A 14,320-nucleotide genomic window follows, 5' to 3' on the forward strand; every position below is an offset into this window, starting at 1 on the left:
CGCGGGGAAAAGCAAGGAACACAAAAGGCAGGCTTTTGCCAAAGCAAAAAGCCTGCCTCTATAAATCACTCTCTCAGGTTTGCATTCTGATTACATCAGATGGAAGCTCATAATCAAACCGCTGAAGACGATGGAAACCATAGACAGCAGCTTAATCAGGATATTGATAGACGGACCGGAAGTATCTTTGAACGGATCGCCAACTGTGTCTCCGACAACCGCTGCCTTGTGGCAGTCGCTGCCTTTGCCGCCGAAGTGACCGGCCTCAATGTACTTCTTTGCGTTATCCCATGCACCACCGGCATTTGCCATCATAATTGCCATGATAAAGCCAGCAGCTGTTGCGCCTGCCAACATGCCACAGACACCGTTGACGCCCAAAATCAAGCCGACAGCGATTGGCACGATAACCGCCAGAAGCGCCGGAGCAACCATTTCTTTCTGTGCGGAACGTGTGCACATGTCTACACAGGTGCTGTAGTCCGGGTCAACTTTTCCCTCCATCAAGCCTTTGATTTCATGGAACTGACGACGGACCTCAACCACGATGCTCTCAGCAGACTTACCAACTGCTGCCATGGTGAGGGCTGCAAAGATGAAGGGCAGCACCGCACCGACAAACAGACCTACCAAAACCTGTGGGCTGGTAATATTCAGGTTAAACGCAAACTTCGGGTCACGTACTTTAATTTCACTGATATAGGAAGCAATAAGTGCCAGCGCTGTCAGCGCAGCAGAACCGATTGCAAAGCCTTTGCCTGTAGCCGCTGTGGTGTTGCCCAAGCTGTCCAGTGCATCGGTGCGCTCGCGCACGGTTTCGTCCAAACCGGCCATTTCAGCAATGCCGCCTGCGTTATCTGCAACAGGGCCATATGCATCTGTTGCAAGGGTAATGCCCAGTGTTGAAAGCATACCAACGGCAGAAAGGCCAATGCCGTACAAGCCGCTGTTGTAGGACTGTGCACCGCCGGAAACAAAGTAGCTGACAAGAATGGAAATACCAACAATGACAACAGGCGCTGCAGTGGATTTCATACCAAGGCTGAGGCCGTCTATAATGACTGTGGCTGCACCGGTCTTGCTGGAAGCCGCCAGTTTTTTCAGTGGCTTATAGGTATCACTTGTATAATACTCTGTAAATACACCAATCAGAATGCCAGCAATCAGTCCAGAAAGGACAGCTCCATACAGACCGACATGCTCTGCACCGACGCCATACCGAATGAGCGGATAAGCAACAATGGCAATAATGATTGCGCTGATCCAAGTGCCGCGGCGCAGGGCTGTGAGCAGATTGTGCTGTGTTGCGCCATCTTTTGTCTTAACAAAGAATGTGCCGATTATGGAAGCAAGAATGCCGACAGCCGCCATAACCATTGGAATGGCAATGCCTTTGAAGCTGTAGCCAGCTGCAACCGCAAGTGCTGCCGAAGAAATAATCGAACCGACATAGGATTCATACAGGTCTGCACCCATACCAGCAACATCGCCGACGTTGTCGCCGACATTGTCTGCGATAACTGCCGGGTTGCGGGGGTCATCTTCCGGAATGCCGATTTCAACTTTGCCAACCAAGTCTGCACCGACATCAGCCGCCTTGGTAAAGATGCCGCCGCCCACACGTGCAAACAGCGCCATGCTCGAAGCGCCCATGCCAAAGGTAAGCATTGTGCTGGTAATTGCCTGCACCTGCGCATTTTCTAATACTGCAGGGGCTACATTTGCCGCGAGGCCGAGGTTTGCGGGATTCGAGTAAAACCATTTAAGTACATAATACCAAAACGAAATGTCTACCAGGCCGAGACCAACCACGACAAAGCCCATAACGCCGCCGGCCGAAAAAGCAACTTTCAAGCCCGCGTTTAGGCTTTTGCTGGCTGCATTTGCGGTGCGGTCATTTGCAGAAGTCGCAATGCGCATCCCAATGAAGCCTGACAGACCGGAAAAGAACCCGCCTGTCAAAAATGCAAACGGAACAAAGTAAGTAAGGAATCCGCAGGCAGCCATGATGAACAAAACGACAAACATGACTGCGAAGAAGATTGCTACCCCGCTGTACTGACGCTTTAAGTAAGCGTTAGCACCTTGGCGCACAGCTGCCGAAATTTTCCGCATTTTTTCGGTACCTTCGTCCGCCTTGTGAACCCGCCGAGCCAGAGACCACGCAAACAGCAGCGCGACTACTGCCCCAATGGGTGCTAGAATTGTGAGCATAAAACAAGACCTCCATTCAAAACTTCTTTTTCCCTTCTCCTATGTTCATACACGATTATAATGAATATTGAATAAAATGTAAAGAGTAAATGTGATTTTTTTGCTATGTTTATCTAAAATTCTACGTTTTTCTTACTCTAAGGAGCAATTTATTGCTTCTTTTACCGAAATTTGTTATACTTTTTCTGAGAAAGGAGCGCTGCACAATGAGTCTGCCAAACGATCCCGCTATTCTGCTGAGCGTTGTCAATGCGCGTCTACGCAACAACTATCCCTCACTGGATGAACTCTGCCACACGCTGGATGTCGACCAGAAAGCGCTGGAAGAAAAGCTGAAATCAATCGATTATGTTTATGACCCCAGCCACAACCAATTCGTATAAAACACAATCCAAATAAAAAGGACCGGCGCTTCTGCAGAAACGCCGGTCCTTTTTATAAGCTGAAAAGTTCTTCAGCAATTTCATTTTTGTTCAGAAAATAGGATTTGCTCAACCAACGTGCAGGCATCCTCTATGCAGCCATCGCAGCTGCGCAGCGGAATGCCGCTGTCAGCGCCCTTCAAATCTTTGCAGACCGCTGAGCCGTCCTTTTGCAGGAAGCCGTCAACCAACTGCCGCGAAAGCTGGTAAGTCTCTGCTTTGGTGCGCTGGCGCATACCGCCGCTGTTCTTCATACCCGCCAGCAGGACTGCGCCACTAAGCGCACCACAGGTTTCTTTCATGCCGCCCATACCTGCGCCAAAGCCCTCTGCCATACGAAACATCTGGTCCTCTGAAACGCCGACAAGGTCACAATAAGTGCACGCGACTGCCTGACAACAGTTATAACCGCTGCGGTGGCGCTCAAGTGCTTTACGGATTCGGCTCTCCATCTTCAGTTTTATCCTCCTTGTTTGCCGCATCAGATGTGTCAGAAAGGGCAGGGGCTTTTTCCTCTGGCAGTTTCTGGCTGTCATCTTCCTGCAGCAGCCGCATAAACTCGTCTCCGGTAATAGTTTCTTTATCCAGCAGGTACTTGGAAATTTCATGCAGCTTCGGAACATTCTCTTTCAAGATCTGCAGTGCCTTAGCGTGCTGCACCTTAATGATGTGCTGTACCTCTGAATCAATCTTCGTTGCTGTTTCGGGTGAGCAGGCCAATGATGCATCGCCGCCCAAATACTGATTCTGTATCGTTTCCATAGCGACCATGCCAAAATCGTCGCTCATGCCAAAGCGCGTAATCATTGCGCGGGCAATCTTAGTTGCCTGCTCAATATCATTGCTGGCGCCGCTGGTGCAGTCGCCGAAAATCAGTTCCTCAGCCGCACGCCCGCCGCACAGTGTTGCTATCTTCTCTAAGCATTCGCTCTTGCTCATCAAGGATTTTTCGCCCTCGTCCACCTGCATGGTGTAACCCAGGGCACCGCTGGTACGCGGCACAATCGTAATTTTTGTGACAGGCGCCGTGCCCTTCTGCTTTGCAGCCACCAGGGCATGCCCAGTCTCATGGTAAGCAACAATTTTCTTCTCTTTTGGCGGAATGACCGCACCTTTGCGCTGATAGCCTGCAATGACTGTTTCGACGCTTTCTTCCATATCTTCCTGAATAACTGCATGTCGACCGCACTTAACTGCGCGCAGGGCCGACTCATTGATGATATTGGCAAGCTCTGCACCGGAAGCCCCCGCTGTAGCGCGGGCAATCGCGTTGTAGTCGACGTCCGGCCCGATTTTAATATCGCGCGCATGTACTTTCAGAATTGCTTCGCGGCCCTTAAGGTCCGGCAGCTCCACCGGAATGCGGCGGTCAAAACGGCCGGGGCGCAGCAGTGCTTTATCCAAACTGTCGGGGCGGTTCGTCGCTGCCAAAATGACAACGCCCTTGCGCCCATCAAAACCATCCATTTCAGTAAGAAGCTGGTTCAAGGTCTGCTCACGTTCATCATTGGAGGAAATGCTGTTGTCGCGCGACTTGCCAATGGTATCAATTTCATCGATAAACACAATGCAGGGGGCCTTTTCCTGTGCCTGCTTAAACAGGTCGCGCACTTTTGCGGCGCCCATGCCGACAAACATCTCTACAAACTCAGAGCCGGAAATAGAGAAAAACGGCACATGTGCTTCACCGGCAACCGCCTGCGCCAGCAGGGTTTTGCCCGTGCCGGGAGGGCCCACCAACAAAGCGCCCTTTGGCAGCGTTGCGCCAATATCGGCGTACTTCTGCGGATTGTGCAGAAAATCAACAATCTCGACTAAAGCCTCTTTTGCCTCGTCTTCACCGGCAACATCGTTAAAAGTTTTACCAGTCTGTGCCTCCACATAAATTTTGGCGTTGCTCTTGCCAAAAGACATGCTGCCCGGCCCGCCCACGCGCTTCTGCATCATGCGCAGGAAGAACCAGCCCGCCAGTACGATAAGGCCAAAGGGCAAAATAACTTCTACAAAAATTGCCAGAAGCGGCGAAGTCTGCTGCGGAATTTCCGCGGTAAACTGTATGTTTTTCTTGGCAAGCAGCCGGTCTGTCAATTTATCATCCGACATCAGCCCGGTTACATAGGTATTCTCTTTGCTTGGGTCGCTTGGCTGCTCCTGCACTGTCTTTCCTGAACTTGACAGCAGACTGGAAGCTGTCGTCGAAGAAGCAGACGAATTAGTAACCGGAACTTTCCCCTTTGCAGTAAACGTAATCTTTTGATTGGAACGGTCAATATTCACCTTGACAACCTGGTCATTGTCGACCATTTTCAAAAACGTGCCATAATCAACACTAATCGTTTTTGGCTGCGACAAACTTGGGAACACGACCATATTCAGCAGCAGGATTGCAAGAATCGCAACTGTATAAAAAATGACCATTTGTTTCTTGGGATTCTTTTGTTCTTTCATCGCATTTCCTTTCCCATAGGAACGTGAAAAGACGACTGCGCTGCACTGCGGCTGCTTTTCATAAAAAACTGTGTGTTCTTCACTCGCTCTATGTATTTATCATAATACCACAATCTTTTACAGATTGCTATGAATTTGCCGTAAACAAATCGAAAGAAAAAGCAGGCTTTCGCCCGGGTACTGCGGAAGCCTGCTTTTCCAGTTTTACTAAATTTGTGTTAAACCACGCTGAACAGCATATCGCCGTAGGTGGGATAAGGCCAATAGGCTTTGCCGACCAAAGGCTCAATCTGGTCTGCGACCTTGCGGGTCTTCTCCATTTGGGCAAACAGGGTATTGCGAGCATACTTCGCCTGTTCCTCAATTGTGCCTTTGCCCTCGCCGTCGATATCTTTCTGCAGCGTCTGGTTTTCCTCATACAGGGAATCACACAGAGCAGAAATCTTTTTGATAGTTGCGCTTTCAAATTCTGCCGGAGCAGCAGCGCAGGCTGCCTTTTTCGCAACAACCGTGTTGGAAAGGTCATTAACGTATTTATCTGCTGCAGGCAAAATATCTTTATCGATCATGTCCACCATGGTAAGTGCCTCAATGTGCAGCTGCTTGGTGTAGTTTTCCAACTGGATTTCACAGCGGGAATACACTTCGCCCTTTGTCAGCACAGAGTGGCGCTCAAACAGTTTCACGTTTTCGGGGCGGGTGTAGTACGGCATTGCTTCTGCAGTAGAGGGAAGATTCAGCAGGCCGCGCTTCTTTGCCTCGGCAATCCACTCATCGGTGTAGCCGTCGCCGTTAAAGACAATGCGCTTGTGCGCATGATAAGCATCATGGATAATGGTATTCAGTTCTTTATTAAAATCTTTTGCTTTCTCCAAGCGGTCTGCGTATTTTTCAAGTACGTCTGCCACAATGGTATTGAGCATCATATTCGGGCAGGCAATGGATACTGTAGAGCCAAGGCTGCGGAATTCAAATTTATTTCCGGTAAAAGCAAAAGGAGAGGTGCGGTTGCGGTCAGTGGTGTCTTTGGGCAGAGTTGGCAGCTCATCAACGCCGATTTCCAGTACTTCTTTGTCTTTCTGTGCATAGTGCTTGCCCTGGTCAATGGAGTCCAGCACAGCGGTCAGCTCATCGCCGAGGAAAATAGAGATGATAGCCGGCGGCGCTTCGTTGGCACCCAGGCGGTGATCGTTACCCGCACTGGCAACCGACAGACGCAGCAGGTCCTGATGCTCATCAACTGCCTCAATAACTGCAACCAAAAACAGAAGGAACTGCGCGTTTTTGCGCGGAGAATCGCCGGGGTCGAGCAGATTGGAGCCAGTATCGGTGGAAATGGACCAGTTGTTGTGCTTGCCGGAACCATTGACGCCCTCAAATGGCTTTTCATGCAGCAGGCAGGCCAGGTTATGGCGGGCTGCCACTTTCTTCATAATTTCCATTGTCAGCTGGTTGTGGTCAGCCGCAACATTGGTGTTACAGTAAATCGGGGCCAGCTCATGCTGAGACGGCGCAACTTCGTTATGTTCTGTCTTAGCAAAAATGCCAAGTTTCCACAGTTCATTATCCAAATCAGCCATAAAGGACTTGACGCGCGGCTTCAGTACGCCAAAATAGTGGTCTTCCATTTCCTGGCCCTTTGGCGGTTTTGCGCCAAACAAAGTGCGGCCGGTATAGACCAGGTCACGGCGCTTTAAGTAAAGGTCGCGGTCAATTAAAAAATACTCCTGCTCGGGGCCGACATTGGTGTTGACCCGCTGGGTAGTGGTGTCGCCAAACAGGCGCAGAACGCGCATTGCCTGCCGGTTGAGAGCATTCATAGAGCGCAGCAGCGGGGTTTTTTTATCCAAGGCCTCGCCAGTATAGGAGCAGAACGCAGTTGGGATACAGAGTGTATTGTCTTTAATAAAAGCATCGCTGGTGGGGTCCCATGCAGTATAGCCGCGGGCCTCAAAAGTAGCGCGCAGGCCGCCCGACGGGAAAGAGCTGGCATCCGGCTCGCCCTTAATTAGCTCTTTGCCGGAAAACTCCATAATGACTTTTTCGCCATCTACCGGATAAATAAAGCTGTCGTGTTTTTCTGCAGTGATGCCGGTCATCGGCTGGAACCAATGGGTAAAGTGGGTGCAGCCATTTTCAACCGCCCAGTCTTTCATCGCGTTTGCTACAACATTTGCCACATCTGACACAAGCGGCTGGCCCTCTTTACGGGTCTTCATCAGTGCCCGAAAAGTATCTTTCGGCAGGCGCGCCTTCATCACGGTTTCGTTAAAAACCAGGCTGCCAAATAATTCTGGAACCGTACTCATGCAAATCCCTCCATGCAGTTTTATCAATCTAAAAAGCTGGTAAACAGAGAAAAAGCGCCATAGGGAGCCCTCCCCACAGCGCCTTTACTGTCGTTGCAACTATTATATTCCTGCGAAACTAAAAAGTCAACGGCAGAAAACAGAAAGAACAGGGAAAATGGGTGCCGATTCTTTCCCTTTTTCGGTTAAAAAAGCAACGGAGCAGCAGAAAACAGGTATGCCGCTTATTTTTCAGAAGTACAGGCTGTTCTCTCGCCACACGTCCCCGGCAGCAGACCAAAGTGCGCCAGAGCATTCCAAATGCCATCGCTTCCCACAGCAGTCGTCACATAATCGGCGGCCTGCTGCACAGGAGGAATGGCATTGCCCATGGCAATACCCAGATTAGCCGCGGAAATCAATTCCAAATCATTGCCGCTGTCACCAAAAAAAATTACATTGTCAAAGCTGCTGTTGTAAAAGCGAAGCAGGCGCTGCACACCCTCTGCCTTTGAAAGGGAGCGCGGAATGATATCGGCACCGCGCTTTTTTGCAAAAAGCGGCACCTTTACCTGCGGGAATTCTTTTTCCAGCATCCTCGCCTCTTTCTGTCCCCCCACAAGCGCTAACGCACTGACCTGCCTGCCGAAAAGTTCCTCTGCCGGGCGGGTAACAATTTCATTTTCCTGTACACAAGTATACACAAAGCTGCGCAGCAGTTCCGGTTTGGTTGTATAGTATGCATCGCCCTGGTTGCAGCTGATACACAAATCGTTCTGCCGGCCAAACGTGATGATTCCGTGTAGCAGGTCCTGCGGCAGAAAGTACTGGTACAGCACTTCTCCCTCTGCAAAAATCCGCGCCCCGTTCATTTCAACGATTGCGTCCGGCTGCACGGTCTGCACCCCATAGGTGCTGGCCGGCTGGCGCATATCGCGGCCGGTGGCAATGACAATCTTCCACGTGGGACGCAAAAGGGCGATTGCCCGCTGGGTGCTTTCCGGCACTTTCCCGGTGGCGTGGTCCAGCAGTGTCATGTCATAGTCAAAGCAAAGCAGCTTCTCCAAGTTTTTGCCCCTTTCGCGTTTTTGGCCGTATCAGATGCCTTTCATGATACGCCGCGAAAAGCAAAACGTCAAGCAGCGTGCCGCTTTACAGCTCCTGATAAGCGCCCATGATTTTGGGAATAAACTGCTTCTTGCGGCTGACAATGCCCGGCAGCAGCGTAGCACCTGTCTGGTCCGGCTTTACACCAAAGCCTTGTGCCAGCATACCGGCCGCATGGCGGCCTGCACACAGCATGGTGGTTGCTTCTTCCGGCACATCTGTCAACATGACATACAGGTCCTCTAAGTTCTGCTTTTCCAGCGCTTCCTGCAGATAAGGACGCAGCAGTTTCTCCGCCGCTTTCAGGTTGCTGTCTGTCATGTAATTGCCCTGTGCCACGCCAAAGCGAATATCGCCGCACATAAAGACTTTGAAATCCTGCAGAAAAACTTCCTCAGCAGTTTTTCCGTCCAGTTTTTCGCCTGCTTCAAACATCTCTTCTGCAAAGTCATCCATATCGACGCCGGCAATCTTTGCCAGGCGCTCTGCAATGCTTTTGTCCAGCGGCGTGCAGGTAGGGCTGCGGAATTCCAGTGTATCAGAAAGGATTGCCGCTAAAAGAATCCCTGCAATTTTGGCAGGAGGCTCTATACCGGCTTCGTCATACATCTGTGCAACAATGGTTGCCGTACACCCAACAGGCTGGTTGCGAAAATAAACGGGGCTGCTGGTCTCAATACTGCCAATGCGGTGGTGGTCAATGATTTCCAGGATTTCAGCTTTATCATAGCCCTCAACCGCCTGGGTAGCTTCGTTGTGGTCCACCAAAATCACACGCGGTTTGCGCAGATTGATGATGTTGCGGCGGCTGAGCATTCCGCAGTATTTGCCCTCTTCGTCCAATATTGGGAAATAGCGGTGACGCACTTTTGCCATTACATGCGTCACATCATCTACCGGCGTAACCAGCGTAAATTTTTTAATGTTTTGTGTTGTCATATAGTAAGAAATCGGTGCCGACTGGCAAATCAGCTTTGCCGCCGCATAGGTATCTACCGGCACACTGATAATAGCAACGCCGTTTTCTTCCGCAAGCTTGATAATCGTCTTGCCGACCTTTGCCCCCTGGCAGACAACAATCATGCTGGCTTTCATTTCTATCGCACACAGCTGACTTTCATAGCGGTTGGAAAGCAGCACAATGTCGCCCGGCTCCATCAGGCTCTCCATAGTGTCGGGGTTGGCGGCACCCAGCAGAATATGGCCGCGGTCCACTGCTGCATTCTCGTCGCCTACCAGAATGGTTCCGTTAAGGGTTTCCAGGATATTCTTATAGGTTGTATGGCTTTTTGCAAGCACGGTTGTATCAAAAACATCCATATTGGCAGTGGCAATGTCTTTGACCGTAATCAGTCCCAGCAGGTCGCGGTCTTTGTTGATTACCGGCAGCGTATCTATTTTCTGGTCGCGCATTACCAGCCAAGCGCGCCGCAGGCTTGTGTCCCCCGAAAAGCCGGGCATTTCGCGGTAATCGACATCCCGTACTTTGGGGTTGATATCTGTCACCATGCGTGGCGGCTGAATACCGAATTTGTCCAGTACAAAAGCGGTCTCCTGGTTCAGTTTGCCCGCGCGGCACGCCTCGCAGACAAGGTCACTGGTCTTATTTTTCAGCTGCGTATAGGCAAGGGCAGAGCAGATGGAATCCGTATCTGGATTTTTGTGCCCGATGACAACGACTTTATGTGTGGTTTTCGGCATGGATCTTTTCCCTCCTGTTTGCAAACACCGATTAGGCCATTTTTGTTTGCTGCGAAATTTGCTATGTAAAAGCCTGCAAAATATGAGCTGTACAACAAAAAAGCCTGTGGCTTTTTCTATTATGCACAGTGTGCAGAGCGTGTCAAAGTGGTATGACCGCTTGTCAAACGAACCACAGGTTTTGCAACCTTTTTCTAATTCTATGAAATGATTATGAAAAGAATCTATTTTAATATAATTTTATAGCAATATTTTGAAAGAATGCAGACTTTTTCATTCTCTTCTTTATAAAAAGATACTCCTATGCAAATTGAAAGTCAAGGGCTGAGGCAATTCATTATTGTATTTTTATGAAATGATATACAAAAAAGAATTATATATATATCATTTTTCTGTTCTAAAAAAATAAAATTTGTGGCAGACGCAAAACATCCGCAGCGCCAAAAGACACCGCGGATGTTTTTAACAGGAAATATAGATGAAAAGCGTGCTTGTAAGTTTAAGAAACCTTCTTCTTTTTGATGGATGCAAAAATAGACTGCAGCACAATAAAGAAGCACAACAGCAGGGACAGTGTAATTCTGACCCACCAGCTGGAAAGCGTGCCCTGGGTCGTGATCAAAGACGAAATGGTGCCTTTGATCAGTACACCAAAGAAAGTGCCAATCGGTGTACCGACGCCGCCGGTCAACAGGGTGCCGCCAATAACAGAAGCGGAAATTGCGTCCATCTCAAGTCCTTTGGCCTGCTCCACAAATCCGGCACAGCTGTTCAGGCAGAACAAAAAGCCGCCCAAACCAGCCAGCAGACCATCCAAAACATACGCTCTAAAAGTGGTTCTTGTCACGTTCAAGCCCATCATGAGTGCGCTCTGATGATTGCCGCCAATTGCATAAAGGCTGCGGCCAAATTTGCTGTATTTCAGCATTACAATAATAAAAACAAGCACAACCACTGCAATAATCACTGTGGGGTAAATATAGGCCGGGTGAAATTTTCCTTTTCCACTGTAGCTGCCAAATGGCATATAAATGCGGAATTTTGCCCAGCTTTGAAAGACTGAATTCTTAATGGAAATCATATTGGTACTGACAACAGCTGTCATGCCGCGGCCAAAGAACATGCCGGCAAGCGTTACAATAAACGGCTGAATTTTCAAATAGGAAATTAAGAATCCCTGCACAACGCCGAACGCCAGACCGATAAGCAGCGCAACCATTACAGCTATATAGGGGCTGACATTTTTGTTTTCCATCAGGTCTGCCATCACCATACATACCAGTGCCACTACAGAGCCAACGGAAATATCGATGCCGCCGGTTATCATAACCAGCGTCAGCCCGCAGGAAATGACAATCAGGCTTGCGTTGCTGATTAAAAGATTCAGAAACATCTGCGGTTTGGCAAAGCCTTTGTCCGCATAGACGATCATGCCGATGATGTACATAGCCGCAAACAAGCCAATCGTAATCATCAAAAGGAAAGCGGTGCTATTAAAGGATTTTTTCTGATGTGTCTGTTTCATACGCTCGCTCTCCCCTCTGCTGCCAGTTTTCTGCGGTGCTTTTTAGTATCCATGAATTTCTCGAATACCGGGCTCTGCAGCGTAACGATAATGATAACAACAATGGCTTTATAAACCGGAAGCTGATCGCCCGGAACATCCATTGCATAGAGGGTCGTTGTCAAAGTCTGAATGGTAAATGCGCCAATGACAGAACCCATTAAGGAGAACTTGCCGCCGCCCAGGTAGTTCCCGCCCAGGGCAACCGCCAAAATCGCGTCCATTTCCAAATTGAGGCCGATGTTGTTTGCGTCTGCCGAGTATATGCGGCTGGAAGCAACAATGCCCGCCACGCCGGCCAAAAGCCCGCAGATGACATACGTAAGGAACTTAATCATTGTCGAGTTGAGGCCTACAATGCGCGAAGCACTGCCATTGATGCCAACACTTTCGATATACATACCAAGAGCGGTTTTATTGAGTATCAGATAAGCGATCAGCACAGCCCCCGCCGCAAAGAAAATCGGCGTCGGAATTGGGCAGGAACCTATGTGATCACCCATTGCCTGAAACGTGCCAACACGCACATAAGTAATCTGTCCTTGTGTTACCAGCTGTGCAATGCCGCGCCCCGCTGTGAAAAGAATCAGGGTAGCGACCATGGGCTGAATATTCAGCTTTGCGACAAGGAACCCATTGAAAGCACCACACAGCAGCGAAGCCGCCAGCGCCGCCAAAATAGCCAGGAACAGCGGATTGCGGAAAGTATTGGTGGACACCTGCCCGCCGGAAAGGATCTGGCAGCAGACCGCCGCCGAAACTGCCATAATTGCGCCCACGCTGATATCCTGTCCACCGGAAGACGCTGTGACCAGCGTCATGCCAACCGCAAGAATAACCAATTCAGAAGAACGATTGATAATATCAATCATAGAGCCATACAAAGCGCCGTTGCGAATGGAAATCTGGAAAAAGCCGGGCGTCTTAATGACATTGATCAGCAGTACAACAAGTAAACAAACAATCGGTAGGAAAAGATGGTTTTGCGTCATTCTCTTCCAGACTGACGGTTTTTTATGATCATCCATTTGTTTTCTCCCCTCCCGCAATCGTGCGCATAATGGTTGCCTGGTTCAGTTCCTCGCCGGAAAGTTCGCCGACTTTGCGCCCGTCGCGCAGAACGACCATGCGGGAGCAGGTGCGCAGCATTTCCTCGGTTTCAGAAGAAATAAAAGCAACAGCCATTCCCTGATCTGCCAGGTCAAGGACCAATTTCTGTATCTCCGTTTTGGTACCGATATCAATGCCGCGGGTTGGTTCATCCAAAATCAAGAATTCAGGATTTGTCAGCAGCCATCGGCCGATAATCACTTTTTGCTGGTTGCCGCCGGAAAGACTTTTCACCGGCGTTTCACGGCTGGCTGTTTTAATCTGCAGCAAGTCGATATATTTGTCGGCGGCCTCGTCCATCTCTTTCCGGCTCATCAGCCGGAACATCCCGCGCTTTGCCTGCAGTGCAATGACAATATTCTCCCGTACAGACAGTTCATCGATAATGCCGTCTTTCTTGCGGTCTTCCGGCAGATAGGCCATGCCAAGCTTCATTGCCTGCAGCGGACTGTTAATTTTCACCTGCTTGCCATCTATTTCGAGTGTACCGGAATCTGCTTTGTCAGCGCCATAGATTGCCCGGACCATTTCAGACCGCCCGGAACCGAGCAGGCCGGTCAAGCCGACGACCTCCCCTGCACCGATGTCCAAATTAAAGGGTTTAATCGTGCCTTTGTGCCCCAGTCCTTTTGCTGAAATAACCGGTACTTTTTGTTCTGAAGATTTCTTTCCGGCATGGGCACTTTTGATATCCGCCAGGTCATCAAAATCTTTGCCGAGCATTTTTGCGACCAGCTGCACACGCGGCAGTTCTTTGGTTTCATACTCCCCGACAAACTCTCCGTTGCGCAAAACGGTGATGCGGTCACAGACCGCATAAACCTGCTCCAGAAAATGTGTGACAAACACAATTCCGACTCCGGCATCTCGCAGCCTGCACATCAGGTTAAATAGCTTTTCCACTTCGTCGTCATCCAGAGAAGAAGTCGGCTCGTCCAAAATCAGGACCTTGCAGTTCATGTCCACTGCACGGGCAATTGAAACCATCTGCTGCACCGCAATGGAGCACTCCCCAAGCTGGGCAGTCGGCGCGGCATTGATCTGCAGCTTCTTTAAAAGCTCAGTTGATCTACGGTTCATGGTTTTCCAGTCGACCATACCGTGTTTGCGCGGCTGGCGCCCTATAAAAAGGTTTTCCGCCACCGTTAAGTTTGGGCAAAGGTTGATCTCCTGATAAACCGTACTGATCCCGTTTGCCTGCGCTTCCTGGGGGGAATGGTTGACAATCGGGTGGTCGACGCCGGCCATGCGAATTTCTCCAGACTCAAACTCATACACACCGGTAAGCACTTTAATAAGAGTGGACTTACCAGCGCCGTTTTCGCCCATTAGTGCATGAATCTCGCCTTTGCGCAGAGTAAACTGAACATTGCTCAGTGCCCGCACACCTGGAAAGGATTTATCTATGTTCTTCATGGACAGCAGTACGTTTTCTTCCATTCCTTTTCACCTGCTTTCTGTTGATT

The 14,320-nt window shown here is 49.7% G+C and carries 10 protein-coding genes; 1 reads left to right on the top strand and 9 read right to left on the bottom strand.

The genetic code is table 11. The features are described 5' to 3' along the window. Nucleotides 1–90 precede the first annotated feature (90 nt). Nucleotides 91–2,214 carry a sodium-translocating pyrophosphatase gene (locus LKE53_06645; GenBank protein MCH3972421.1) on the bottom strand — a complete coding sequence of 708 codons (2,124 nt, stop codon included), beginning with the start codon at nucleotides 2,212–2,214 and terminating at the stop codon, nucleotides 91–93. Between the two features lie 206 nt (nucleotides 2,215–2,420). Between LKE53_06645 and LKE53_06650 the strand changes: the two genes are divergently transcribed. Next, entirely contained in the window at nucleotides 2,421–2,597 is a 177-nt protein-coding gene (locus tag LKE53_06650; GenBank protein ID MCH3972422.1) for a DUF4250 domain-containing protein, read from the top strand. Nucleotides 2,598–2,677: 80 nt separating this feature from the next. Here LKE53_06650 and LKE53_06655 read toward each other — a convergent pair whose 3' ends face one another. The 8 genes from LKE53_06655 to LKE53_06690 all read right to left on the bottom strand — a co-directional run bounded on the left by LKE53_06655 (nucleotide 2,678) and on the right by LKE53_06690 (nucleotide 14,294). After that, nucleotides 2,678–3,088, bottom strand: coding sequence for a C-GCAxxG-C-C family protein (locus LKE53_06655; protein MCH3972423.1), 411 nt, complete (start codon nucleotides 3,086–3,088; stop codon nucleotides 2,678–2,680). Then, nucleotides 3,069–5,084, bottom strand: a complete 2,016-nt coding sequence (gene ftsH, locus LKE53_06660) for an ATP-dependent zinc metalloprotease FtsH (protein MCH3972424.1) — start codon at nucleotides 5,082–5,084, stop codon at nucleotides 3,069–3,071. The genes LKE53_06655 and ftsH overlap by 20 nt, the downstream gene beginning before the upstream one ends. 218 nt (nucleotides 5,085–5,302) lie before the next feature. Further along, complete coding sequence (locus LKE53_06665) at nucleotides 5,303–7,393, bottom strand: glutamine synthetase III (protein MCH3972425.1); 2,091 nt, start codon at nucleotides 7,391–7,393, stop codon at nucleotides 5,303–5,305. Between the two features lie 224 nt (nucleotides 7,394–7,617). Continuing rightward, nucleotides 7,618–8,439 (bottom strand): HAD-IIB family hydrolase, encoded by an 822-nt coding sequence (locus LKE53_06670; GenBank protein ID MCH3972426.1) that lies wholly within the window; start codon nucleotides 8,437–8,439, stop codon nucleotides 7,618–7,620. A gap of 85 nt (nucleotides 8,440–8,524) precedes the next feature. Beyond that, nucleotides 8,525–10,180, bottom strand: a complete 1,656-nt coding sequence (locus tag LKE53_06675; GenBank protein MCH3972427.1) for a putative manganese-dependent inorganic diphosphatase — start codon at nucleotides 10,178–10,180, stop codon at nucleotides 8,525–8,527. A 499-nt stretch (nucleotides 10,181–10,679) separates the two neighbouring features. Further along, complete coding sequence (locus tag LKE53_06680; GenBank protein MCH3972428.1) at nucleotides 10,680–11,705, bottom strand: sugar ABC transporter permease YjfF; 1,026 nt, start codon at nucleotides 11,703–11,705, stop codon at nucleotides 10,680–10,682. Further along, the gene (locus LKE53_06685; protein ID MCH3972429.1) at nucleotides 11,702–12,772 is read right to left on the bottom strand and encodes an ABC transporter permease; all 1,071 of its coding nucleotides are present in this window, start codon (nucleotides 12,770–12,772) and stop codon (nucleotides 11,702–11,704) included. Before LKE53_06685 ends, LKE53_06680 begins: the two co-directional genes overlap by 4 nt. Further along, nucleotides 12,765–14,294 (bottom strand): sugar ABC transporter ATP-binding protein, encoded by a 1,530-nt coding sequence (locus tag LKE53_06690; GenBank protein MCH3972430.1) that lies wholly within the window; start codon nucleotides 14,292–14,294, stop codon nucleotides 12,765–12,767. Before LKE53_06690 ends, LKE53_06685 begins: the two co-directional genes overlap by 8 nt. Nucleotides 14,295–14,320: the final 26 nt, after the last annotated feature.

The sequence above is a fragment of the Oscillospiraceae bacterium genome (genome assembly GCA_022483045.1).
In the GTDB taxonomy this organism is placed as follows: Bacteria; Bacillota; Clostridia; order Oscillospirales; family Acutalibacteraceae; genus Caproicibacterium.

Coding starts and splice junctions, on each gene's coding strand:
- LKE53_06690 (MCH3972430.1), bottom strand. CDS start 14,294: ATGGAAGAAAACGTACTGCTGTCCATGAAGAACATAGATAAATCCTTT.
- ftsH (MCH3972424.1), bottom strand. CDS start 5,084: ATGAAAGAACAAAAGAATCCCAAGAAACAAATGGTCATTTTTTATACA.
- LKE53_06680 (MCH3972428.1), bottom strand. CDS start 11,705: ATGAAACAGACACATCAGAAAAAATCCTTTAATAGCACCGCTTTCCTT.
- LKE53_06665 (MCH3972425.1), bottom strand. CDS start 7,393: ATGAGTACGGTTCCAGAATTATTTGGCAGCCTGGTTTTTAACGAAACC.
- LKE53_06675 (MCH3972427.1), bottom strand. CDS start 10,180: ATGCCGAAAACCACACATAAAGTCGTTGTCATCGGGCACAAAAATCCA.
- LKE53_06685 (MCH3972429.1), bottom strand. CDS start 12,772: ATGGATGATCATAAAAAACCGTCAGTCTGGAAGAGAATGACGCAAAAC.
- LKE53_06645 (MCH3972421.1), bottom strand. CDS start 2,214: ATGCTCACAATTCTAGCACCCATTGGGGCAGTAGTCGCGCTGCTGTTT.
- LKE53_06650 (MCH3972422.1), top strand. CDS start 2,421: ATGAGTCTGCCAAACGATCCCGCTATTCTGCTGAGCGTTGTCAATGCG.
- LKE53_06655 (MCH3972423.1), bottom strand. CDS start 3,088: ATGGAGAGCCGAATCCGTAAAGCACTTGAGCGCCACCGCAGCGGTTAT.